Source organism: Azospirillum sp. TSH58 (genome assembly GCF_003119115.1).
In the GTDB taxonomy this organism is placed as follows: domain Bacteria; phylum Pseudomonadota; class Alphaproteobacteria; order Azospirillales; family Azospirillaceae; genus Azospirillum.
In genome coordinates, this window is sequence record NZ_CP022364.1 from 1,651,102 (window position 1) to 1,671,886 (window position 20,785).

Sequence of the window (20,785 nt, forward strand, 5' to 3'; positions counted from 1 at the left end):
GGGGAGGGGGACAAGGCGATGAGTCTGATGAGTTTTTTCCGGGGTGGACCGGCTGGTGGCAACGGGCGCGGCGCTGAACTGGCCGAGCTGACCGAGGCGCTCGACCTCTATGGCAACCACGCCGGCGTCGGCCTGTGGGACGCGGTGTTCCACAACGGCGACCCGGCGCATCCGCAGAGCCGCTGGACCTGGTCCGGGCAGTTCCGCCGCCTGCTCGGATTCGAGGGCGAGCAGGATTTTCCGAACCTGATGACCTCCTGGTCGGACCGCCTGCACCCGGACGACAGCGCCCCGACCTTCGCCGCCTTCGGCGCCTTCCTGGCCGACGCCAGCGGCCGCACGCCCTTCAACGTGCGCTACCGCGTCAAGATGCGCGACGGCTCCTACCGCTGGTTCCGCGCCATCGGCGGCTGCCGGCGCAACGCGGCCGGCGTGGCGCTGCGCGCCTGCGGCTCGCTGATCGACGTCCAGGAGGAGGAGGAGATGCGCCAGCGCGCCGGCTCCCTCGCCGCCGACTTCGACGCGAAGGTCAGGAGCGTGGTGCAGGCGGTGTCTGGCACCTCGACCGACATGCAGGGCGTGTCGCGCCAGCTTGGCGCCCTGTCGGAACGGTCGACCCGCCAGAGCGCGGAGGCCGCCACCGCCACCGCCCAGGCGGCGTCCAACGTCCAGGCGGTCGCCGCGGCGGCGGAGCAGCTCTCCGCCTCCATCGCGGAGATCGGCCAGCAGGTCGAGCGGTCCGTCGCCATCGCCCGCGAGGCGGTGTCGCGCACCGAGCAGATCGGCGGCACCGCCGACAGCCTCGCCCAGTCGGCGCAGCTCATCGGCGACGTGGTGAAGCTGATCCAGGGCATCGCCGGCCAGACCAACCTGCTGGCGCTGAACGCGACCATCGAGGCGGCGCGGGCCGGCGAGGCGGGCAAGGGCTTCGCCGTGGTGGCGAGCGAGGTGAAGAGCCTCGCCAACCAGACCGCCAAGGCGACCGAGGACATCTCCGCCCAGATCGCCGGCATCCAGGGGGCGACCAACCAGACGATCGGCGCCATCCAGGGCATCGGCGAGACGATCCGCTCGATCAACGAGATCTCCACCACCATCGCCTCGGCCGTGCAGGAGCAGGCGGCGGCGACCCAGGAGATTTCCAACAACGTCGCCCAGGCCGCCCGCGGCACCGACGAGATCGCGCGCAGCATCGAGGCGGTCAGCGTGGCGGCGAACGAGACGGCGCAGGCCTCCAGCCTCGTCATCCGCTCCTCCTCCGACCTGTCGGGCCAGTCCGACAGCCTGAAGCATCAGGTCGAGACCTTCCTGCAGGCGCTGAAGGCGTCCTGATGGAAATCCGGCGCGGGGAAGGGGGATTCCCGCGCCGGCCTTCTATCGACATCCCATTGCTCAAGCCACCAGACTCACCGCGATCGCGCACATGACGACGCCGATGCCGGTGTCGAGCGCCCGCCACGCGCCGGGCCGGGCGAAGACGGGCCGCAGCAGCCGCGCGCCGTAGCCCAGCGCGAAGAAGAACAGGACGGACGCGGTCATCGCCCCCAGCGCGAAGGCGTGTTTGCTTTCGGCGAACTGGGTGGACACCGACCCGACCAGCACCACCGTGTCGAGATAGACGTGCGGGTTCAGCCAGGTCAGCGCCAGGCAGGTGGCCAGCGTCGCGCCGAGCCCCGCCGGAACCGCCGTCGCCGGGTCCAGCGCGCCGCCCGCCCGCCAGGCCGAGCGGAAGCTGCGCAGGCCGTAGACCAGCAGGAAGGCCGCCCCGGCGTAGCGGGTCGCCGTCTCCAGCCAGGGCAGCCATTGCGCGGCCTGGGCGAAGCCGCCGACCCCGGCCAGGATCAGCAGGGCGTCCGACACCGCGCAGGTCGCGCAGACGGCCAGCACATGCTCCCCGCGCAGGCCCTGGCGCAGCACGAAGGCGTTCTGCGCGCCGATGGCGACGATCAGGCTGAGACCCAGCAGAAGGCCGGGAAGGAAGGCGGAGAGCATGGCGGCCCCATTCGTTGGCGATATCGGTGGCGGAGGCCGTTCCCCTACCATCGCCGTCTGGATTAGAATAACTAAAGTCCCTTATCCCGATTAAGGAACGCTAATCCATGCTGGACTACGCCCTGCTCGCCGCGCTGGCCGCGGTCGTCCGCACCGGCAGCTTCGAACGGGCGGCGGCGCAGCTCCACGTCACCCCCTCCGCCGTGTCGCAGCGGGTGAAGCTGCTGGAGGAGCGGATGGGGACGATCCTGGTGGTGCGCGGATCGCCCTGCACCGGCACGCCCGCCGGCCTGCGGCTGAGCCAGCACGCGGAGCGGGTGGCGCTGCTGGAAAGCGACTTGCGCGACGGGCTTCCCGGCCTGCCGCAGGACGGGCCGGCGGTGACGGTGCGCATGGCGGTCAACGCCGACAGCCTCGCCACCTGGTTCGTTGCCGCGATGGCCGGGACGCCGGACGTGCTGTTCGACCTCGTGCTGGATGACCAGGAGCACAGCGCCGACTGGCTGCGCCGGGGGGAGGTGCTGGCGGCGGTGACGTCCGGCGCCCAGCCGGTGCAGGGCTGCGACAGCACCCCGCTGGGCGCGCTGCGCTACGTGGCGACGGCCAGTCCGGACTTCCTGCGCCGGCACTTTCCCGGCGGGGTGGACGCGGCGGCCCTGGCCCGCGCGCCGCGCCTGACCTACAACAGCAAGGACCGGCTGCAGACGCAGTGGACCCGGCAGGCCTTCGGGGTGGAGATCGCCTCGCCGACCCATTGGATGCCCTCCACCCACGCCTTCGTGGACGCGGCGCTGGCCGGGCTCGGCTGGGGGATGAATCCGCAGCCGCTGGTCGCCGGCGCTTTGCGCGACGGGCGGCTGGTGGCGCTGGTGCCCGACCAGCCGCTCGACGTGCCGCTGTTCTGGCAGCGCAGCCGCATCGCCAGCCGCACCCTGGCCGACATCACGCGCTCGGTGTTGACGACGGCGCGCGCCCACTTGACACAAGTGTGACGCCTACCGGTTCGCCACCGGCACCATCATGCTCGCCAGGAAGAGGGCGGCGGCGGCGACCACGATGCTCGGCCCGCCCGGCAGGTCCCAGTTCAGGGAGGAGAGCAGCCCGCCCAGCACCGCGGCGATCCCGAAGACCGAGGCCAAGGCGGCCATCGCCTCCGGCGTGCGGGAGAAGCGGCGGGCCGCCGCCGCCGGGATGATGAGGAGCGAGGTGATCAGCAGGATGCCGACGATCTTCATCGCCGCCGCGATCACCAGCGCGATCAGCAGCATGAAGGCCAGCCGCAGCGCCTCCACCGGCATTCCTTCCACCCGCGCCAGATCCTCGTCCACCGTCACCGCCAGCAGGCGGCGCCACAGCAGCAGCAGACCGCCCAGCGCCGCTGCCCCGCCGGTGTAGATCCAGGCCAGATCGCTGGCGGTGACGCTCAGGATGTCGCCGAACAGATAGGCGACCAGATCGACGCGCAGCGTCTCCAGGAAGGCGATGGCGACGAGGCCCAGCGACAGCGACGAATGCGACAGGATGCCCAGCACGGTGTCGGAGGCCAGCGCGCGGCGCCGCTGCAGCCCGACCAGCGCCAGCGCCAGCGCGACGCAGACCCCGACCACCCCGATCAGCGGGTTGACGCCCAGCAGGAAGCCCAGCGCCACCCCCAGCAGGGCGGAATGGGCCAGCGTGTCGCCGAAATAGGCCATGCGCCGCCACACCACGAAGGAGCCCAGCGGCCCGGCGACCAGCGCGATGCCGCAGCCGGCGGCCAGCGCGCGCAGAACGAAATCATCCATGGCAGCAGTCCCCGTCATGGCCGGGCACCACGGCGCCGTCGGTGGCGTGCGCGTGGTCGTGGTGGTGGACATAGACGGCCAGAGCGTCGGCGTGGCCGCCGAACAGCGCGCGGTATTCCGGGTGGCGCCGCACGTCCTCCGGCGCGCCCTGGCAGCAGACATGGCCGTTCAGGCAGAGCACGCGGTCGGTGCGGGCCATCACCGTGTGCAGGTCGTGGCTGACCAGAAGCACGCCGCAGCCGCGGGTGCGGCGCAGCGTCTCGATGCGCCCGAACAGCTCGGCCTGCCCATGGACGTCCACCGCCTGGTCGGGCTCGTCGAGCACCAGAAGCTCGGGATCGCCGAGCAGGGCGCGGGCCAGCAGCACCCGCTGCATCTCGCCGCCCGACACCGTCTGGACCGGGCTGGCGGCGAGGTGGGAGACGCCGGCCTCCTCCAGCGCCGCGGTGATGCGGGCCTCACGCACCGGGCGCCACAGCGCCAGGAAGCGGCGGACCGTCAGCGGCAGGGTCGCGTCGACCGTCAGGCGCTGCGGCATGTAGCCGATGCGCAAGCCCTTGCGGCGCTCCACCACCCCGGACGAGGCGCGGACGAGGCCCAGCACGGCGCGCACCAGCGTCGTCTTGCCCGCACCGTTGGGGCCGATCAGCGTGACGATCTCGCCGGGCCGCACCTCCAGGTCCACGCGGTCGAGGATCGTCCGCCCGCCCAGCCGCACCGTCAAACCCTTCGTATCGATCAGGGGAGGGGCCAGGGACGGGATCGGCGATCGCGCCGCGTGGGGGGACGCGTGATGGGCCCCGTGATGGATTGACATGTTATGTTATAACGTGACATTGCTGGAAACGAAGACAGCTATGCGCCGGAAAGACCCGGCTGTCCAGTCAGACGATGAGGAACCCACCCATGCGCGCCGCGATGCGTCCCCTGCCGCTCCTTGCCCTTGTTGCCACCCTGGGCGCCGCGTTCCCGGCGCTGGCCGAGGCGCCGAAGGTCGTCGCCTCGATCAAGCCGGTCCATTCCCTGGTCGCCGCGGTGATGGAGGGGGTGGCGGAGCCGGCGCTGATCGTGCGCGGCGCGGCGTCCCCCCACACCTACGCCATGAAGCCGTCGGACGCGAAGGCGCTGGCCGCCGCCGATCTCGTCTTCTGGATCGGGCCGGAGCTGGAGGGCTTCCTCGACAAGCCGGTGACGGCGAACGCCAGGAAGGCGACGTCCGTCACGCTGCTGGAGGCGCCGGGCGTCACCCTGCTCGACGCCCGCGAAGGCGGCGCCTGGGAGGCCCACGACCACGGTCATGAACACAAGCACGATCACGACCATAAGCACGATCACAGGCATGACCATGAGGACGATCACGGGCATGACGAGGTGAACACCCACATCTGGCTGGCCCCCGCCAACGCCCGCGCCATGGTCGCGGCGATCGCCGAGGCGCTGTCGGCCAAGGACCCGGCCAACGCCGCCGCCTACACGGCCAACGCCGAACGCACCGCCCGCTCCATCGACGCGCTGGACGCGGAGTTGAAGGCGACGCTGGCCCCGGTGGCCGGCAAGCCCTTCGTCGTCTTCCACGACGCCTACCAGTATTTCGAGGCGCAGTACGGCCTGAACGGCGTCGGCGCCATCACCGTCAACCCGGAACGCCGCCCCTCGGCCAAGCGCCTGTCGGAGATCCGCGCCAAGATCGGCGGCCTCGGCGCCGCCTGCGTCTTCGCCGAACCGCAGTTCGAACCGGCCCTGGTGAACACCATCGTCGAGGGCACCCCGGCGAAGAAGGGCGTGCTCGACCCCGAAGGGGCGGATCTGAAGGACGGCCCCAGCCTCTACCCCGCGCTGATGCGCAGCATCGCCGCGTCGCTGAAGGACTGCCTCGGGTCCTGATCCTTCACGGCGCTTAAGCCCCGCCCCCGGCTGTGCTAGACCCGTGTCGGAATTCTCCCAGGGAGGCAGGCATGAAGATCGGGGTCGTCGGGTGCGCGGGGCGCATGGGGCAGATGCTGGTGCGCGAGATCGCCGCCACGCCGGGCTGCACGCTGGCCGGCGGCACGGAGCGGGTGGGCGGCCCCGCGCTCGGCAAGGACATCGGCACGCTCGCCGGCATCGAGCCGCTGGGCGTCGTCGCCATCGAGGACACGGCGGCGCTGTTCGCCGAGGCCGACGCGGTGATCGACTTCACCAGCCCCGACGCCAGCGTCCGCCACGCGGCGCTGGCCGCCCAGTCGGAAACGGTGCTGGTCATCGGCACAACCGGCATCGGCCCGGCCCAGCAGGAGGCCATCGCCCAGGCCGCCACCCACACCCCCATCGTCCAGTCGCCGAACATGTCGCTGGGCGTCAACCTGCTGTTGGCTCTGGTCGAGCAGGTCGGCCGTGCGCTGGGCGACGACTACGACATCGACATCCTGGAGATGCACCACCGCAACAAGGTGGACGCTCCCTCGGGCACCGCGCTCGGTCTTGGACGGGCGGCGGCGGCGGGGCGCGGGGTGGCTCTGGAGGATGTCTGGCAGAAGGTCCGCGACGGCCACACCGGCGTGCGCCCGCGCGGCGAGATCGGCTTCGCCACGCTGCGCGGCGGCGACGTGATCGGCGACCACACCGTGGTCTTCGCCGCCGAGGGCGAGCGGGTCGAGCTGACCCACAAGGCGTCGGGCCGGCAGATCTACGCCAAGGGCGCGGTCCGCGCGGCGCTGTGGGCCAACGACAAGCAGCCGGGCCTCTACAGCATGAAGGACGTGCTGGGGATGTGATCCCCTACGCTGCGGCCCCCTTATGCCGCAGCCTCGTCCTCCGGCATGGCGTGCCCCTGCTCCCAGGCGAGCAGGGCGCGCTTGCGGGGGACGCCATAGCGGTAGTTGTGGATGATCCCCGACTTCTGGATCACCCGATGGCAGGGGATCAGCACGCAGACCGGGTTGCGCCCCACCGCCGCCCCAACCGCCCGCATGGCGGTCGGCTGGCCGATGGCGCGGGCCACGTCCTCGTAGGACACGACGGCGCCGGAGGGGATGCGCAGCAGCGCCTCCCACACCTTGATCTGGAAATTGGTGCCCTTCATCAGAAGGCGCAGCGGTTCACCCCCTGTGGAACCGTCCTTGGCGGAACCGTCCCAGCGGAAGGCGCGGGCGGCGACCGGGCGGGTGGCGTCGGCGTCCTCGACCAGACGGGCGGCGGGCCAGGCGGCGGCCATCTCGGCCAGCGCGTCGCGCCCGTCCTCCTCCTCGGCGAAGCTCAGCCAGCAGACGCCGCGTTCGGTGGCGGCGACCAGCGACGGGCCGAAGGGGGTCGGGTGCAGGCCCCAGCGGATGGTCAGCCCGCCGCCCAGCGCCTTGTACTCGCCCGGCGTCATCGCCTCGCAGGCGACGAACAGGTCGTGCAGACGCGACGGGCCGGACAGCCCGACGTCCAGCGCCACGTCCAGCACGCTCTGGTTCGCGGCGAGCAGCCGCTTGGCGTTGTCCAGCGTCAGGAATTGCAGGAACCGCTTCGGGCTGATCCCCGCCCACTGGGTGAACAGCCGCTGGAAATGGAACGGGCTCATGCCGGCGACCGCGGCCAGCTCGTCCAGTCCCGGCTGGTCCTGCCAGTGGTCCACGAGGTGGCGGATGGCGGCGGCAATGGCGCGGTGGCGCCGCGCATCGACTGGATCTTCGGCGCGATTCAGGCACGACATGGCGGTTCTCTCCCAGGCTCCATGACCGGCGCAGGATGCGCCGCCGGAGCGGGCCGACCAACCCGATTCTTGCGCAAACACCCTGCGGTCAGGGCACCGGTTCGGGATGGCAGGGGGTGCTGCGCCACCGCGCCAGAGCGCCGCGCAGCGCCTGGGCGAAATCCGCCCGCTCGTCCGGCGTCAGAAAGGCGCCGACGGTCACCGACTGCCCATGCGAGGAGAGGGTCACCTGGCTGCCGTGCCGGGGCGGGTCGTCCATGGTGACGCGCAGCCAGTTGGGCTGGAAGCTCCAGCGCCGCTCCGGCTTGTTCCAGACGACGCGCTGGACGGTCAGGTCGGTGTCGGTCAGGCGCACCCGCTCGTAGAGCCGGGCGGCGCGGTTGTTGACGCGGAAGGCCAGCCAGAGGATCAACACGTCCAGCCCGCAGAAGGGCACCACCGGCCACGCCCCAGTGGCGGCGAAGATCCCGGCGATCAGCAGGTTGACGAGGATCACCACGCCCATCAGAACACGGAATCCGTGCCGTCCCAGGCTGCGGTGCGGGTGCAGGATCGCGTCGAAGAAGACGCGGGGAGCCGGGGGCAGGCTATGACGGGCCATGGTCATGCACACAAACTAGTGCGGCCCGGGCGCGCGTTCCAGCCAGCGCGTCGGCCCCTTCGCCATGTTTGCATGGATGGCCAGGGTCCCGCTATGCTGCGCGCCATGAAGCCCGCCGCCGTCCAGGAATTCTTCCGCCGCCTCAGCGCCGCCAACCCGGAGCCGAAGAGCGAGCTGGAATACGTCAATCCCTACACCCTGCTGGTCGCCGTCGTGCTGTCGGCCCAGGCCACGGACGTGGGCGTCAACAAGGCCACCGGCCCGCTGTTCCGGATTGTCACCACGCCGCAGCAGATGGTGGAGCTGGGTGAGGAACGGCTGCGCGGCTGCATCAAGACCATCGGCCTGTTCAACACCAAGGCCAAGAACGTCATCAAGCTGTCGGAAATCCTGGTCGCCCAGTATGGCGGGGAGGTGCCGCGCGACCGCGAGGCGCTGGAAACCCTGCCCGGCGTCGGGCGCAAGACCGCCAACGTGGTGCTGAACGTCGCCTTCGGCGAGGAGACCATCGCGGTGGACACCCACATCTTCCGCGTCGGCAACCGCACCGGCCTCGCCCCCGGCAAGACGCCCGACGCGGTGGAGGCCAAGCTGCTGAAGGTGGTTCCCAAGGCCTACCGCCGGCACGCCCACCACTGGCTGATCCTGCACGGCCGTTACGTCTGCAAGGCCCGCAAGCCCGACTGCCTCGTCTGCCCGGTCAGCGACCTGTGCGGCTTCAAGGACAAGGTCCTGCCGGCCGCCGTGGTGTGAGGCGTCGTGTGATGTTTCCCGTGAAACGCCTGCGATAACTGGAAAAAGAAAAAGCCCGGCGGAGGTTCGATCCCCGCCGGGCTTGATCGCGAAGCCGCGTTTAACGGCGTTTAGCCGTCCACCACGATGGGGTCGAGCGCCGACGCCGTCGACGCTGGGGCCGGGGCCGCTTCCACCGGGGCGGCGGGAGCCGCGGCGGGCTTGGACGCCGGGGTGTATTTGCCGATCTCGCCGTTCAGCAGGGCGCCGGCCTCCACCGCCAGCTCGCCGTACTTGATCGAGCCGTTGATCTTGCCGGTGGAGCGCACGGTCAGGCGGCCGCGCACGATGATGTCGCCCTCGAAGCGGCCGCCGATGTCGGCCTCGTCGATCTCCACGGCGCCCTTGAACAGGCCGGTCTCGGCGATCTCGATGGACCGGCCGTCGCGCAGCTTGGCCTCCACCGTGCCTTCCACGACCAGCACGTCGCAGGACCCGATCTCGCCGTTCAGCGAGATGTCGCGGCCGACGATCAGACGGCGCTGGTCGCTGGCGAGCGGAGCGGCGGGCGCCGGAGCGACCGGGGCGGGGGCAGCGGCGGGCGCTGAAGCCGGAGCGCCGTACCCCTCGGGGCGGCGCGGCGTGGCACCCGGCAGATCGACGGTGCGGCGCGGAATGTCCGTCGGCTTGTAGCTCGAACCGGGGATCGGGGCGCCGGCCGGCGGCTTCGGGGTGCTCGTGTTCATCTCGGGTCCCTTGGAGGAAATCGGCTCGGGTTGCGGCGCGCGGGCGGCCGGGGCGGGGGCGGCCGGCGGCTTCGCCGCGGACGGGTTGCTCAGGGAGGCGAGCGGCGACACCGCCGCCGCGGGTTCGGCGGCGCCCGCCTGCGGTGCGGCCGGGGTGGCCGGGTCGGCGCTTTGGGTCTTCGGCGCACCGACGGGCGGATTCTTTCGTCCGAACAGCATGAACGTTGATCCCCAGGTCAGTCAGGTCGTTGAGGTCGGGTCATCGGAGGCGGTTTCGCATGAACCGGGCCCGATCGACGGCAGCCAAAAGACCACCCCGCCGGGGTAACACGGTCATCCGGCCGGCCGCAAGTGGGCTTTGGTGCACGGTCGGGGCCGCGCCGCCCGGCGGTCCGTCACGCCCCTTCCCGGCGGGGAAGGCCCGTCATGGACCCCGTCATGGAATGGTAGATATGGACCATGAAGGCGCTCGCGATCACCGGCACCAGCAGGTTGACGAAAGGAATTGTCGAAAGAAAGGCAATTACCGCGCCAGCCAAAAATGGTTTCAACGGGCTGGAACGCCGCAGAAACCCCGCCTCCTTCCGTCCCATCCGCCGGATCGCCACCATCTCGAAGTATTCGCGGCCGAGGAGATAGCCGTTGGCGGTGTAGAAGATCAGCAGGTTCAACCCCGGCACCATCAGATACAGGGGCAGGGCGAACAGGTTGACCAGCAGGACGATGGCGAAAAAGCGCAGCGCGGTCAGCAGTTCTTCCCCAAGGCCGGTCTGGCGGGGCGGCGGCAACTGCGGATAGTGGCGCCGCTCCACCGCCTGCACCACCTCGTCCAGGAAGAAACTGGACACCATGCCGACCGTGGCCGGAAACAGCACCCAGGCCAGCAGCAGGACGGCCAGCCCGCCCAGAACGTCCAGCACCCCGTCCACCCAGGCGTAGCCGGTCAGCGCCGTGTGGAACAGCGCCCACCACACCGCTCCGGCCAGAAGGGCGAAGGCCAGGATGGCGGACAGCACGCCGATCCACACGACGCGGCGGGATGCCGGGTCGGAAAGCTGTCCGATGGCGAGAAGCAGGGCGCGGATCATACGGGCTCTCTTTTCGATGGGGCCGTGGCGGTCGGGCGACGCTTATCTACGACGGCGGGCCGCTCCGTTCCAGTGGTCCCGCCCAAGGGACGCGGCCTGGCGGCCTTGCGCCGCGCTTGAGATGTGAAGACGGGCCGCTATACTCGCGCCCGGTTTTCATCCACGGTCCAGACACCGCATTTCCCCGCATCTCAAGGAGCGCCCATGGCCACGGCCGAATTCGACGTCACCGGCATCGGCAACGCCATCGTCGACGTGATCGCCCATGCCGACGACGCCTTTCTCACGGCCAACGGCATCGAGAAGGGGGCGATGACGCTGATCGACGCCGCCCGCGCCGAGGAGCTGTACGGCCGCATGGGTCCGGGCATCGAGGTGTCGGGCGGCTCCGCCGGCAACACCATGGCCGGCATCGCCTCGCTGGGCGGCAAGGGCGCCTACATCGGCAAGGTCCATGGCGACCAGCTCGGCCAGGTCTTCCGCCACGACATCCGCGCCGCCGGCGTGCATTTCGAGACGGCGGCCGGCCATGGCGGCGCCCCGACCGCGCGCTGCCTGATCCTGGTGACGCCGGACGCCCAGCGCTCGATGAACACCTTCCTTGGCGCCTGCGTGGAGCTGGGGCCGGAGGACATCGACGAGGCGCTGATCGCCAACTCGCAGGTCACCTATCTGGAAGGCTATCTGTGGGACCCGCCCCGCGCCAAGGAGGCCTTCCGCAAGGCGGCGTCCACCGCCCACGGCGCCGGGCGCAAGGTGTCGCTCTCGCTGTCCGACAGCTTCTGCGTCCATCGCCACCACGCGGAGTTCCTGGACCTCGTCGAGGGCCATGTCGACATCCTGTTCGCCAACGAGCATGAGATCACTGCCCTCTACAAGACCGACCGCTTCGAGGACGCGCTGGAGGCGGTGAAGCGCCTCGGCAAGACCGCCGCCCTGACGCGCAGCGAGAAGGGCGCCGTCATCGTCTCCGGCGGCGAGGTGGTCGAGGTTCCGGCCGCTCCGGTGGCCCGTGTGGTCGACACCACGGGGGCCGGCGACCTCTACGCCGCCGGCTTCCTCTACGGTTTCACCCGTGGCCTGGCTCCGGAGGTCTGCGGCCGCATCGGCGCGCTGGCCGCGGCGGAGATCATCAGCCATGTCGGCGCCCGCCCGGACGTCGTGCTGGCCGATCTGCTGCCCGATCTGCTGAAAGGCGCGGGCGTTCCGGCCTAATTGCCGGAACAGCGCCTGTAGGGTATAAGCTGGCGGACCTTCCCGTCCGCCGGCTTTGCCCCCATGCAAGTGTATCTGCCGATCGCCGAGATGTCGGTCAACGCCCTGCTCGTGCTCGGCATGGGGGGGCTCGTCGGCTTCCTGTCGGGCATGTTCGGGGTGGGCGGCGGCTTCCTGATGACGCCGCTGCTGATCTTCATCGGCGTTCCGCCCGCCATCGCGGTGGGCACCCAGGCCAACCAGCTCGTCGCCGCCAGCGTGTCGGGCGTGCTCGCCCACTGGCGGCGCGGCAACGTGGACGTGAAGCTCGGCGTCGTCATGCTGCTGGGCGGCATGGTGGGCACGGTGGTCGGCGTCTGGATCTTCTCCATTTTGCAGCGGATCGGCCAGATCGACGCGGCGATCACGCTGTCCTACGTCTTCTTCCTGGGCACCATCGGCACGATGATGATGGTGGAGGCCAGCCGCGCGCTGATCCGCCGCCGCGCCCCCACCGCCAAGCGGGGCAAGCTGCACCGCCACATGTGGCTGCACGGCCTGCCGCTGAAGATGCGGTTCCAGCGTTCCAAGCTCTACATCTCCGCCCTGCTGCCGGCCGGGATCGGGGCGGTCGGCGGGATGCTGGTGGCGATCATGGGCATCGGCGGCGGCTTCATGCTGGTGCCGGCGATGATCTATCTGCTGAACATGCCGACCGGGCTGGTGGCCGGCACCTCGCTGTTCCAGATCATCTTCACCACGGCCATGGCGACGCTGCTCCAGGCGGCGACCAACCAGACCGTGGACGTGATGCTGGCGCTGCTGCTGCTGATCGGCGGGGTGGTCGGCGCGCAGTTCGGCACCAAGGCCGGCGGCCGGCTGCGCGGCGAGCAGGCGCGCCTTCTGCTGGCCTCGCTGGTCGTCGCGGTGGCGCTGAAGCTCGCCTTCGATCTGGTGGTCGAGCCCAACGACGTCTTCACCATCTCGACGAGGATGTCGTGACGGCTGTCGGCAAGGGCGCCGGGCGGCTGTGGTCCGTCCGGGTCGCCGGCGGGCTGGCGGGGCTTCTGGCGGGGGTGTTCCTGGCCGCGACGGTGTGGGCGCAGCAGCTCGTCGCCGACCTGTCGAGCCATCTCATCGCCATCACCACCGGCTTCACCGGGACGGAGGTCGTGCTGTTCGGCACCACCGACGGGGCGGGCGACGTCGCCATCGTGGTGACCGGCCCGCGCACCCCGGTCACGGTGCGCCGCAAGGAGCGCATCGCCGGCATCTGGATCAACGCGCGCAGCGTGCGGTTCGAGCAGGTGCCCGGATACTACATGGTCGCGACGAACCGGCCGCTGGACCAGTTCGTCGGCCGCCCGGTGCTGGAGCGCCACCAGATCGGCCTGCCGAACCTCCAGCTCGGCCCGCGCGAGCAGCTGGCCCCGGACCAGCTCGCCCTGTTCCGCTCCGCCCTGATCCGCAACAAGCAGCGCGCCGGGCTCTACGGCATCACGCTGGGGCAGGTGTCCTTCCTGGGCGAGCGGCTGTTCCGGACCAACATCTATTTCCCGGCCAACGTGCCCACGGGGCTGTACAATGTGGAGGCGCTGCTGATCCGCGACGGCGAAGTGGTCAGCGCCCAGACCACGCCGCTGGTGGTGTCCAAGGTCGGCTTCAGCGCGGAAATCTACGACTTTGCGCGCAACCAGCCGATGATCTACGGTGTTGCCGCGGTGATTGGCGCCATCGCCGCCGGCTGGCTGGCCGGCGCCATCTTCCGGAGGGTGTGACCGATGTCCGATCCGATTGCGACCGATCCGATTGTGACCGATTCCACGGCGACCGGCCCGGCCGCAGCCGAACCGGAGGCCGCGGCCAAGCCGCCGGTCCGCATCTTCCTGGTCGTGGTGGACGAGAGCCCGGAGCTTCAGCTCGCCCTGCGCTACGCCTGCCTGCGCGCCCGCAAATCGGGGGGCAAGGTGGCGCTGCTCTACGTCATCGAGCCGGGCGAGGTGCAGCAGTGGCTGGCCCTGGAAAACCTGATGCGCGAGGAGCAGCGCGCGGAGGCGGAGCAGAAGCTGCAGAAGCTGGCGCGCGACGTGAACCGCCTGACCGGCACCCTGCCGGCCCTGTACGTGCGCGAGGGCAACCGCCGCGACGAGGTTCTGGCCCTGATCGACGAGGAGCCGAGCATCTCCATCCTCGTTCTGGCCGCTGGCGTCGATCCGGAGGGGCCGGGGCCGCTGATCTCCTACTTCACCAACCGCGGACTCGCGAAGATGCGCATTCCGCTGACCATCGTGCCAGGGGGCATCGGCATCGACGCGCTCGACGCCATCACGTGACGCGTCAACGCCCGTAAAGGGCGGTGAGGCTGCGCTGGTCGATGTCGGACCGGTCGTCGGTCAGCACGGGATGGCCCTCCAGCCCGGCGGGGGCCAGCGTCTCCAGGATGCGCGAGGCCGCGTACGCCGCACCCGCCGGAGCGGCGCGCAGACGTACGCTCAGATCCTCAAGCGTACGCGCCTCCTTCGTGGCGATCAGCAGGTAATTCCCCCGCCCGGCGTCGGCGACGTACACCGACGGGAAGACCGCGCCCTGCGTCGCCGCCAGCGGCCCGACCAGGGCGTCGCGGTCCATGGGAGAGGCGACGTTCATGACCAGCACGCCGCCCGGCGCCACCCGCCGCTCCACCGCCGCGAAGAACTCCCGGGTCGCCGTGAAGAAGGGGATCAGCGCGGTCGAGTAGAGATCGACGATCACCACGTCATGCTGCTCCGGCGACCGCTCGACATGGCGGCGGGCGTCCTCCACGGCGACGCGCACCTCGGGCCGCAGGCCGAACCTCTCGCGCGCCACCTCGACCACCGCGGGGTCCAGCTCCACCCCCAGGATGTCGGCGCCGGGCCAGACGTCGAGGATCTCCTTGGCCGCCGCGCCGCCGGCCAGCCCCAGCACCAGGACGCGCGTGCCGTTGCCCAGGGCCGGGACAGCGGCGAACAGGTCGTAATAGAGGCCGGTCCGCCCGCCGTCCTTGCGCAGCCGCGACTGGGTCGCCCAGGCCACGTTCAGATGCAGGCGGATCTGCTCGGCGTCCTCCTGCACCATGATGGTGTTGTGCGGCGTCTCGCGGTAGAGGGCGAAGCCCTGCCCCTCGCCATGGCCGGCGGCCCAGGCCAGGGGAACCGCCAAGGCCGCGACGGCGGCCACCCGTTTCCCACCCGGAACGAACAGGCAGGCGAGCGCCGGCAGGACCGCCGCCAGGGCGTAGCCCGCCGACACCCCGACCTGCGGGATCGCGTAGAAGGAGGCGAAGAAGGTGCCGCCGATGCTGCCCAGCGTGCCGACCGCGTAGATCCGCCCCGCCGCCGCCGCACCCGTCAGGCTGCTCAGGCCCGCGCAGATCGGCGACACCATGGCCAGCGCGAAGGACGGCAGGCCGAGGATCAGCGCCGCCCCGACGACCGACCCCTCCACCGCGTTGAAGCGGCCCGCGGCATCGGCCAGCATCGGCTTGCCCAGCCAGGGCGTCAGCGCCGCCGCGGCGACCCCGGCCAGCAGGGCGGCGCGCAGCGCCGGCACCGCCTTCGGCCCGTCGCCGAGCTGCCCGCCGGTCCAGTAGCCGGCGGCCATGAAGGTCATCACCACGCCGATGACGGCGCCCCATTGATAGACCGAATAGCCGAAATGCGGCGCCATCAGCCGCCCGCCCAGGATCTCCATCATCATCAGCGACCAGCCCGCGGAGAAGGCGGCGGCGGCCAGCGCGACGGGGCGGAGGGACGGGCGGGCGGGGGAGGGATCGGGACCGCTCAAGGCCGGGGCCCGGGGGTTCGTTGCAGCGCCCAGTTCATCAAACCAAGTCTTCCATCAGCCCGTGTGTTCTCCCTTCAGCCCATAGACCTCGATCGGGTCGTTCAGCCCCTTCACCGGATGCCAGCCGACCGGGACGAGGCGGCTGGCGCAGGCTTCGGCCACCTCGGCGGAGGTCAGGACGTTGCGGTCCAGGCGGCTGCACAGCCCCTCGATCCGGCTGACCAGATTGACCGCCGGGCCGATGACGGTGAAGTCCAGCCGGTTGGCGGAGCCGATGTTGCCGTACATGACCTCGCCCATGTGCAGCGCGATGCCGCAGCGCAGGGTCGGCTGGCCCCAGGCGGCGCGTTCGGCGTTGCGGGCGGCCATGTCGGTCAGGGCCTCCTCCGCGGCGTCCAGCGCCTTGGCGCAGGCGGCGGCCCCGGTCGGGTCGCCCTCCTCCAGCGGGAAGATGGCCAGCATGGCGTCGCCGATGAACTTCATGATCTCGCCGCCGCGGCTTTCCACGGCGCCGCCCATGATCTCGAAATAGCCGTTCAGCAGGGCGATCAGCTCCTCGCGCGGCAGCCGGTCGGCCAGCGAGGTGAAGCCGCGCAGGTCGCAGTACCACAGCACGGCGCGGACGTTGGCGCCGGTGCCGCGGCGGATGTCGCCGGACAGGATGCGCGCGCCGGTGCGGTGGCCGACATAGGTGTCCAGCACCGTCGTCGCCAGCCGCCGCAGCGCCAGCGTCTCCAGCACCGCGCCCAGCGCCGGCAGCACCGCGTCGACCAGCGCCAGATCGGCGGTGGAGAAGCCGCCGGGCCGGTCGGTGGTGAAGCTCAGCACGTTGCGCCGCCCCCCGGCGAACAGCACGGTCATGGCGACATAGTCCGTCGCCCCCTGCGCCCGCAGCTCGGCGAAGACCGGGTAGGGCCAGGGCGGCTCCATCTGCTCCAGCCGGTAGCGCAGGCCGTCGGCGCCGTCCTCGATCAGGGTGGCGAAGGGGCTGGTCAGATATTCGGTGCTGTTTTCCGTGCCGTGGGCGCGGGTGGTGGTCTCCACCTGATCGGCGTTGCGGCGCCAGAAGAAGGCGATGGTGCGGATCTGCGGGTGCAGCAGGGGCAGGGCGCAGACCGCGCGCAGCAGCGGGACGCCGGACGCCATCAGGCGCCGGCAGAAGCGGTCCATCATCGGCTCGAAGCCGGGGGCGTGCCGGCCTTCCAGCAGCAGCCATTCGACGACCTCCCGCGCGGCGTCGTCGATGGAAGAGGCCGCGGGGGTGGCTGGTGCGGTGGCCGGTGCGGTGGCCGCGGGCGGTGCCATGCTCACGGATCGATAACCATAAAGATGCGATGCTTGATCTGTCGGCGGATTCTGCCCAAGTTTCGCCTACGCCGCCAGTGTTGTTCGGCGCCGATGGAGGATATCACCATGTTCATTCAGACCGAGCAGACGCCCAACCCGGCGACTCTCAAGTTCCTGCCGGGGCGTGACGTGCTCGGACGCGGCACCGCGGACTTTCCGTCCCGCGATGTTGCCGCCGCTTCGCCGCTGGCCCAGCGGCTGTTCGAGATCGACGGCGTGCAGGGCGTCTTCCTGGGCGCCGACTTCGTGACCATCACCAAGGCCGGCGACAAGGAGTGGTTCCTGCTGAAGCCGTCGATCCTCGGCGTCATCATGGAGCATTTCACCGCCAACCGCCCGGTGCTTCTGGAAGAGGCGGCCGGCGACGGCCACGCCGCCAGCGCGGACGACGACGAGATCGTCACCCAGATCAAGGAGCTGCTGGACACCCGCGTGCGTCCGGCGGTGGCCCAGGACGGCGGCGACATCACCTTCTACGGCTTCGAGGAAGGCGTGGTGTATCTGGAGATGAAGGGGGCCTGCTCCGGCTGCCCCAGCTCCACCGCCACGCTGAAGGCCGGCATCGAGAACATGCTGCGCCACTACATCCCCGAGGTGGTCGAGGTCCGCGCCGTCCGCTGACGGCACCACCGGACGGGCGCGGTCGGCACCGGCGGACCGCGCCCGCCGGCGTGCCCCCGCGCCTATTCCGGAACCACGAACTGCATGCCCAGCCAGCGCCAGCGCCCTTCGGGGGCGGGCAGGGTGCAGTTCACGCGCGTGCGGCCCGGCGGGAAGGGGTCGCGGATGCGCACCTCCACCCGGTCCTCCGTCACGCGCTCCAGCGTGGTGCGGCCCTGGCCGGCGGCGAAGCAGGCCAGCCGCGCGATGTCGCCGACCTCGTCCGACACGGTGAAGCCGATCGACGGCGGGTTGACGGCCAACAGCGGATCGTCGGGCGTCAGGTCGGTCACCGGCAGCGGCAGCGCGTTGGCGGCCAGCCGGAAGCGGTCCACGCTGCCGAAACTCTCGTTCATCACGAAGCGGGGCAGGGCCGCCCGGTCGGCCTGCGGGTGCAGGACGCCGGACTGCTGGCCGAAGGCCGCCGCGAAGCCCTGCTCCGTCACGATGGTCCGCACCGCCGACGACACCTCGCCCTGCGGGTAGGCGAACAGGGTGGGGCGCTGCCCGGTCTCCGCCTGCAGGCGGTCGGCCATGCGGCGCAGCTCCGCCCTCACCTCGTCGGCGGGGCGGGACACCAGCGACTGGGTGGAGGCGCCGAGCCCGCCCAGCGTGACCCCGGCGGCGGCGAGCTGCCGGACCTCCGCCCAGGTCATGTGGGCGGGCGATCCGCGGTCGATGGCGTCGGTCGCCACGAACAGGGTGAAGGGCAGCCCCGCCGCCTTCAGCCGCGGCCACGCCTCGCGGAAGGCGGAGCGGCTGGCCTCGTCGATGGTGATGGCGACCGTCCGGTCGGGCAGCGGCGCGCCGCTGCGCAGCGCCTCCAGGATGCGGGGTAGGGGCAGGACCTGATAGTCGCCGTCCTGAAGCTCGTCGAGATGGGCTTCGAACTGGTCGATCCGGATGCTGATGGACGGGGTCTGGTCCTCGCCGAACCGGTCGTAGGCGAAGACGACGGCGGTGTTCGCCGTGCCATCCGCCGCAACGCCGGGCGCCGCAACGCCTGGGCTTCCCGCCAGGGCCTGGAAAGCCCAGGCGGCGGCCACGGCGAAGAGGGTGGCGGCGCGGCGGAACGGCATGGCGGCCTGTCGTGGGTCCGGAACGGTCGCGCGGCCGGACGGGTGGTCCGGACTGCGCCACGGCTGATGTGGCACAGGCACGCCGCCGGGAACAAGTCCGCAACACATACGGTGCGCTTCAGGCGCCGTCGTGATGCAGCCTTGCAACAACCCCTGTGACATCCGGCCGCGGAGCCGGCGCCCGAGGACCGGGCCGGCGGGGGTCAGCCCATCGTCAGGCCGCCCATCATCAGACCGCCAAGCGCGGCGTCGGTCAGCAGGGGGTAGCGCTGCTCGTCCGGCAGTTGATAGTGCCACCACTCGCAGCTGTAGTGCCGCCAGCCCGCCGCCGTCATGACGCCGAGAAGGGCGGCGCGGTTGCGCTGCTGCTCCGTGGTCAGGTCGGTGCGGCCATGGTGGGACCGCTCGGTCATGTCGTCGAAGCCGGTGCCCATGTCCAGCGGGCGCCCGGTCCCGTCGGCCAGCGTCAGATCCACCGCGATGCCGCGGGAATGGGTGGAGCCGCCCGACGGATCGGCGATGTAGGAGGGATCGGGCAGCGCCCGCCACAAGGCCCATTGCGCCTCGACCGGGCGGAAGGCATCGTACAGCCGCAACCGGCAGCCGATGCCGCGCGCCAGCCGGATCGCCGCGCGCAGCGCCGCCGCCGCGTCGGGGTGCAGCAGGCAATGCGGGTGCCGGTAGATGGGCACCCCGGTCAGGTTGTCCGGCGTGGCGTACAGAAGCTCGATGTCGACGTCGAAGTCCGGTGGTGCGATGGGTGTGAGCATGATCCATGCCGTCAGGGAAGGTCGGGGCTGTCTATCACGCTCTTGACCCAGGCTTGAAGTGGGGCTTTGAAGATGGCGGATCCGACGACGCGTGTGAGGCGATGAGAGTTCTGGGACTGGACACGGCGACTTCCGGCTGTTCCGCCGCGCTGTGGGACGACGGTGCCGTCACGGTGCGGCGGCGCGAGCCGATGGCCCGTGGGCAGGCGGAAGCGCTGGTGCCCCTGGCGCAGGCCGCGCTGGCGGAGGCCGGCTGCGCCTTCGACGCGCTGGACCGCATCGCGGTGACCGTCGGGCCGGGCGCCTTCACCGGGCTGCGCATCGCTCTGGCCGCGGCGCGCGGCTTCGCCCTGGCCGCCGGGCTGCCGGTGGTCGGCGTCACCAGCTTCGACGCGATCGCCCATGGTTTGCCGGAGGCGGAGCGGGACGGCCGCGCCCTGCTGGTCGCCGTGGACTCCCGCCGCAGCGAGCCGTTCCTGCAACTGTTCCATCCGGACCTGACGCCGTTCGGCGAACCGGCGATGCTGGAGCCCGCCGCGGTGCCGGGCTGGCTGGACGGTCTGCTCTCCGGCGATGCTGGAACCGGGGCCGCGGCCGAACCGCTGCTGGTCGCCGGGGACGGGGCGGCGGCGCTGCGCCCGCTTCTGGAAGGGCGCGCCGACACCGTCTTCGCCGAAGGTCCGGGCACGCCCGACGCCGCCGTGGTCGCCGCCCTGGGCGCCCGGCGGGAGGTCGGGTTGCCGGCCCAGCCCTTCTACCTGCGTCCGCCCGACGTGTCCCTGCCGCGGAAGACGGCATGACGGCGGCCCCGTCCGAGACCTCCCACCCCAGGACGTCCCATCCGGTCCGCCTTCAGAGCGCCGGCTTCGCCGACGCCGCGGTGATCGCGGCGTTGCAGCAAGGCTGTTTTCCCGACGATCCCTGGGGCAGCGAGGCCGTCGCCAGCCTGATCGGCCAGCCCGGCTTCTTCTCCGTGCTGGCCTTGCGGGAGGACGGGGAGGGCGACGATCCGGTCGGCTTCCTGCTGGCGCGGGTCGCCGCGGAGGATGGCGAGATCATCGCCGTCGGCGTCCGTGCCGACGCGCGGGGGCAGGGCACCGGGCGGCGGCTGGTCGCGGCGGCGCTGGACGGCGCGCGGGCGCTGGGCGCCACCGCGCTGTTCCTTGAAGTCGCCGAAGACAATGGTATGGCGCAATCCCTGTATAAATCCTGTGGTTTCTTTGCCGTGGGCCGTCGTCCCGGCTATTACCGCAGGGTGGACGGAAGGGTTGCCGCCCTGGTGTTGCGGTATTCGTACACCGACGAATAAACC

Annotated in this window: 24 protein-coding genes; 13 read left to right on the top strand and 11 right to left on the bottom strand. The window is 71.1% G+C overall.

Annotated elements, in window-relative coordinates; genetic code table 11:
• The first annotated feature begins 27 nt into the window (after positions 1-27).
• Complete coding sequence (locus tag TSH58p_RS11320; protein ID WP_158282599.1) at positions 28-1,332, top strand: PAS domain-containing methyl-accepting chemotaxis protein; 1,305 nt, start codon at positions 28-30, stop codon at positions 1,330-1,332.
• A gap of 60 nt (positions 1,333-1,392) precedes the next feature.
• On the opposite strand, the gene TSH58p_RS11325 is transcribed toward TSH58p_RS11320, so the two are convergent.
• On the bottom strand, positions 1,393-1,992 hold the full coding sequence (locus TSH58p_RS11325) for a LysE/ArgO family amino acid transporter (RefSeq protein ID WP_109069979.1): 600 nt from the start codon (positions 1,990-1,992) through the stop codon (positions 1,393-1,395).
• 107 nt (positions 1,993-2,099) lie between these two features.
• Here TSH58p_RS11325 and TSH58p_RS11330 point away from each other — a divergent pair, with 107 nt between their 5' ends.
• Positions 2,100-2,984 carry a LysR family transcriptional regulator ArgP gene (locus tag TSH58p_RS11330; protein ID WP_109069980.1) on the top strand — a complete coding sequence of 295 codons (885 nt, stop codon included), beginning with the start codon at positions 2,100-2,102 and terminating at the stop codon, positions 2,982-2,984.
• A gap of 3 nt (positions 2,985-2,987) precedes the next feature.
• On the opposite strand, the gene znuB is transcribed toward TSH58p_RS11330, so the two are convergent.
• Both znuB and znuC read right to left on the bottom strand, forming a co-directional pair.
• Positions 2,988-3,776, bottom strand: a complete 789-nt coding sequence (gene znuB / locus TSH58p_RS11335) for a zinc ABC transporter permease subunit ZnuB (RefSeq protein WP_109069981.1) — start codon at positions 3,774-3,776, stop codon at positions 2,988-2,990.
• Complete coding sequence (gene znuC, locus TSH58p_RS11340; protein ID WP_109070013.1) at positions 3,769-4,530, bottom strand: zinc ABC transporter ATP-binding protein ZnuC; 762 nt, start codon at positions 4,528-4,530, stop codon at positions 3,769-3,771. Before znuC ends, znuB begins: the two co-directional genes overlap by 8 nt.
• Positions 4,531-4,682: 152 nt before the next feature.
• Between znuC and znuA the strand changes: the two genes are divergently transcribed.
• Both znuA and dapB read left to right on the top strand, forming a co-directional pair.
• On the top strand, positions 4,683-5,660 hold the full coding sequence (gene znuA, locus TSH58p_RS11345) for a zinc ABC transporter substrate-binding protein ZnuA (RefSeq protein WP_109069982.1): 978 nt from the start codon (positions 4,683-4,685) through the stop codon (positions 5,658-5,660).
• A 71-nt stretch (positions 5,661-5,731) separates the two neighbouring features.
• On the top strand, positions 5,732-6,529 hold the full coding sequence (gene dapB, locus TSH58p_RS11350) for a 4-hydroxy-tetrahydrodipicolinate reductase (protein ID WP_109069983.1): 798 nt from the start codon (positions 5,732-5,734) through the stop codon (positions 6,527-6,529).
• Positions 6,530-6,549: 20 nt separating this feature from the next.
• On the opposite strand, the gene TSH58p_RS11355 is transcribed toward dapB, so the two are convergent.
• A complete protein-coding gene (locus TSH58p_RS11355) occupies positions 6,550-7,452 on the bottom strand; it encodes a methylated-DNA--[protein]-cysteine S-methyltransferase (protein WP_109069984.1) in 903 nt (300 codons plus the stop codon).
• 88 nt (positions 7,453-7,540) lie between these two features.
• Positions 7,541-8,053, bottom strand: a complete 513-nt coding sequence (locus tag TSH58p_RS11360) for a DUF2244 domain-containing protein (protein ID WP_247874028.1) — start codon at positions 8,051-8,053, stop codon at positions 7,541-7,543.
• A 93-nt stretch (positions 8,054-8,146) separates the two neighbouring features.
• On the opposite strand from TSH58p_RS11360, the gene nth reads away from it, so the two are divergent.
• Positions 8,147-8,806, top strand: coding sequence for an endonuclease III (gene nth, locus TSH58p_RS11365; protein WP_247874029.1), 660 nt, complete (start codon positions 8,147-8,149; stop codon positions 8,804-8,806).
• Positions 8,807-8,916: 110 nt separating this feature from the next.
• Here the strand turns inward: nth and TSH58p_RS11370 are convergent, their stop codons facing one another.
• Positions 8,917-9,531 (bottom strand): polymer-forming cytoskeletal protein, encoded by a 615-nt coding sequence (locus tag TSH58p_RS11370; protein WP_247874030.1) that lies wholly within the window; start codon positions 9,529-9,531, stop codon positions 8,917-8,919.
• Between TSH58p_RS11370 and TSH58p_RS33920 the strand changes: the two genes are divergently transcribed.
• The gene (locus TSH58p_RS33920) at positions 9,518-9,859 is read left to right on the top strand and encodes a hypothetical protein (protein ID WP_247874031.1); all 342 of its coding nucleotides are present in this window, start codon (positions 9,518-9,520) and stop codon (positions 9,857-9,859) included. The two genes, TSH58p_RS11370 and TSH58p_RS33920, sit on opposite strands and share 14 nt — an antisense overlap.
• 67 nt (positions 9,860-9,926) lie before the next feature.
• Here TSH58p_RS33920 and TSH58p_RS11375 read toward each other — a convergent pair whose 3' ends face one another.
• Complete coding sequence (locus TSH58p_RS11375) at positions 9,927-10,619, bottom strand: EI24 domain-containing protein (protein ID WP_109069987.1); 693 nt, start codon at positions 10,617-10,619, stop codon at positions 9,927-9,929.
• Between the two features lie 204 nt (positions 10,620-10,823).
• Between TSH58p_RS11375 and TSH58p_RS11380 the strand changes: the two genes are divergently transcribed.
• The 4 genes from TSH58p_RS11380 (at position 10,824) to TSH58p_RS11395 (ending at position 14,146) form a co-directional block, all read left to right on the top strand.
• Complete coding sequence (locus TSH58p_RS11380) at positions 10,824-11,834, top strand: adenosine kinase (RefSeq protein ID WP_109069988.1); 1,011 nt, start codon at positions 10,824-10,826, stop codon at positions 11,832-11,834.
• Between the two features lie 63 nt (positions 11,835-11,897).
• Complete coding sequence (locus TSH58p_RS11385) at positions 11,898-12,815, top strand: sulfite exporter TauE/SafE family protein (RefSeq protein WP_014238878.1); 918 nt, start codon at positions 11,898-11,900, stop codon at positions 12,813-12,815.
• Positions 12,812-13,591 carry a TIGR02186 family protein gene (locus tag TSH58p_RS11390; protein WP_109069989.1) on the top strand — a complete coding sequence of 260 codons (780 nt, stop codon included), beginning with the start codon at positions 12,812-12,814 and terminating at the stop codon, positions 13,589-13,591. The genes TSH58p_RS11385 and TSH58p_RS11390 overlap by 4 nt, the downstream gene beginning before the upstream one ends.
• A gap of 3 nt (positions 13,592-13,594) precedes the next feature.
• Positions 13,595-14,146: a universal stress protein gene (locus TSH58p_RS11395; RefSeq protein WP_109069990.1), complete on the top strand. Its 552-nt coding sequence runs from the start codon at positions 13,595-13,597 to the stop codon at positions 14,144-14,146.
• Positions 14,147-14,150: 4 nt separating this feature from the next.
• On the opposite strand, the gene TSH58p_RS11400 is transcribed toward TSH58p_RS11395, so the two are convergent.
• Together TSH58p_RS11400 and TSH58p_RS11405 are read right to left on the bottom strand one after the other, a co-directional pair.
• Complete coding sequence (locus TSH58p_RS11400; protein WP_109069991.1) at positions 14,151-15,617, bottom strand: fused MFS/spermidine synthase; 1,467 nt, start codon at positions 15,615-15,617, stop codon at positions 14,151-14,153.
• A 54-nt stretch (positions 15,618-15,671) separates the two neighbouring features.
• Complete coding sequence (locus TSH58p_RS11405; protein ID WP_109069992.1) at positions 15,672-16,922, bottom strand: adenylate/guanylate cyclase domain-containing protein; 1,251 nt, start codon at positions 16,920-16,922, stop codon at positions 15,672-15,674.
• Between the two features lie 108 nt (positions 16,923-17,030).
• On the opposite strand from TSH58p_RS11405, the gene TSH58p_RS11410 reads away from it, so the two are divergent.
• Complete coding sequence (locus TSH58p_RS11410; RefSeq protein WP_094301426.1) at positions 17,031-17,585, top strand: NifU family protein; 555 nt, start codon at positions 17,031-17,033, stop codon at positions 17,583-17,585.
• A gap of 62 nt (positions 17,586-17,647) precedes the next feature.
• Here TSH58p_RS11410 and TSH58p_RS11415 read toward each other — a convergent pair whose 3' ends face one another.
• Positions 17,648-18,703, bottom strand: a complete 1,056-nt coding sequence (locus TSH58p_RS11415; RefSeq protein WP_109069993.1) for a polysaccharide deacetylase family protein — start codon at positions 18,701-18,703, stop codon at positions 17,648-17,650.
• A 203-nt stretch (positions 18,704-18,906) separates the two neighbouring features.
• A complete protein-coding gene (ddpX, locus tag TSH58p_RS11420; protein WP_109069994.1) occupies positions 18,907-19,473 on the bottom strand; it encodes a D-alanyl-D-alanine dipeptidase in 567 nt (188 codons plus the stop codon).
• Between the two features lie 101 nt (positions 19,474-19,574).
• On the opposite strand from ddpX, the gene tsaB reads away from it, so the two are divergent.
• Both tsaB and TSH58p_RS11430 read left to right on the top strand, forming a co-directional pair.
• Positions 19,575-20,273 carry a tRNA (adenosine(37)-N6)-threonylcarbamoyltransferase complex dimerization subunit type 1 TsaB gene (gene tsaB / locus TSH58p_RS11425; protein WP_109069995.1) on the top strand — a complete coding sequence of 233 codons (699 nt, stop codon included), beginning with the start codon at positions 19,575-19,577 and terminating at the stop codon, positions 20,271-20,273.
• Positions 20,270-20,782 (top strand): GNAT family N-acetyltransferase, encoded by a 513-nt coding sequence (locus tag TSH58p_RS11430; protein WP_109069996.1) that lies wholly within the window; start codon positions 20,270-20,272, stop codon positions 20,780-20,782. Before tsaB ends, TSH58p_RS11430 begins: the two co-directional genes overlap by 4 nt.
• The last annotated feature ends 3 nt before the right edge of the window (positions 20,783-20,785 follow it).

Excerpts from the sequence above, each read along its gene's own strand:
- TSH58p_RS11320 (WP_158282599.1), top strand. The coding sequence starts at position 28 with ATGAGTTTTTTCCGGGGTGGACCGGCTGGTGGCAACGGGCGCGGCGCT.
- TSH58p_RS11325 (WP_109069979.1), bottom strand. The coding sequence starts at position 1,992 with ATGCTCTCCGCCTTCCTTCCCGGCCTTCTGCTGGGTCTCAGCCTGATC.
- TSH58p_RS11330 (WP_109069980.1), top strand. The coding sequence starts at position 2,100 with ATGCTGGACTACGCCCTGCTCGCCGCGCTGGCCGCGGTCGTCCGCACC.
- znuB (WP_109069981.1), bottom strand. The coding sequence starts at position 3,776 with ATGGATGATTTCGTTCTGCGCGCGCTGGCCGCCGGCTGCGGCATCGCG.
- znuA (WP_109069982.1), top strand. The coding sequence starts at position 4,683 with ATGCGCGCCGCGATGCGTCCCCTGCCGCTCCTTGCCCTTGTTGCCACC.
- dapB (WP_109069983.1), top strand. The coding sequence starts at position 5,732 with ATGAAGATCGGGGTCGTCGGGTGCGCGGGGCGCATGGGGCAGATGCTG.
- TSH58p_RS11355 (WP_109069984.1), bottom strand. The coding sequence starts at position 7,452 with ATGTCGTGCCTGAATCGCGCCGAAGATCCAGTCGATGCGCGGCGCCAC.
- TSH58p_RS11360 (WP_247874028.1), bottom strand. The coding sequence starts at position 8,053 with ATGGCCCGTCATAGCCTGCCCCCGGCTCCCCGCGTCTTCTTCGACGCG.
- nth (WP_247874029.1), top strand. The coding sequence starts at position 8,147 with ATGCTGCGCGCCATGAAGCCCGCCGCCGTCCAGGAATTCTTCCGCCGC.
- TSH58p_RS11370 (WP_247874030.1), bottom strand. The coding sequence starts at position 9,531 with ATGAACACGAGCACCCCGAAGCCGCCGGCCGGCGCCCCGATCCCCGGT.
- TSH58p_RS11375 (WP_109069987.1), bottom strand. The coding sequence starts at position 10,619 with ATGATCCGCGCCCTGCTTCTCGCCATCGGACAGCTTTCCGACCCGGCA.
- TSH58p_RS11380 (WP_109069988.1), top strand. The coding sequence starts at position 10,824 with ATGGCCACGGCCGAATTCGACGTCACCGGCATCGGCAACGCCATCGTC.
- TSH58p_RS11385 (WP_014238878.1), top strand. The coding sequence starts at position 11,898 with ATGCAAGTGTATCTGCCGATCGCCGAGATGTCGGTCAACGCCCTGCTC.
- TSH58p_RS11395 (WP_109069990.1), top strand. The coding sequence starts at position 13,595 with ATGTCCGATCCGATTGCGACCGATCCGATTGTGACCGATTCCACGGCG.
- TSH58p_RS11405 (WP_109069992.1), bottom strand. The coding sequence starts at position 16,922 with ATGGCACCGCCCGCGGCCACCGCACCGGCCACCGCACCAGCCACCCCC.
- TSH58p_RS11410 (WP_094301426.1), top strand. The coding sequence starts at position 17,031 with ATGTTCATTCAGACCGAGCAGACGCCCAACCCGGCGACTCTCAAGTTC.
- TSH58p_RS11415 (WP_109069993.1), bottom strand. The coding sequence starts at position 18,703 with ATGCCGTTCCGCCGCGCCGCCACCCTCTTCGCCGTGGCCGCCGCCTGG.
- ddpX (WP_109069994.1), bottom strand. The coding sequence starts at position 19,473 with ATGCTCACACCCATCGCACCACCGGACTTCGACGTCGACATCGAGCTT.
- tsaB (WP_109069995.1), top strand. The coding sequence starts at position 19,575 with ATGAGAGTTCTGGGACTGGACACGGCGACTTCCGGCTGTTCCGCCGCG.
- TSH58p_RS11430 (WP_109069996.1), top strand. The coding sequence starts at position 20,270 with ATGACGGCGGCCCCGTCCGAGACCTCCCACCCCAGGACGTCCCATCCG.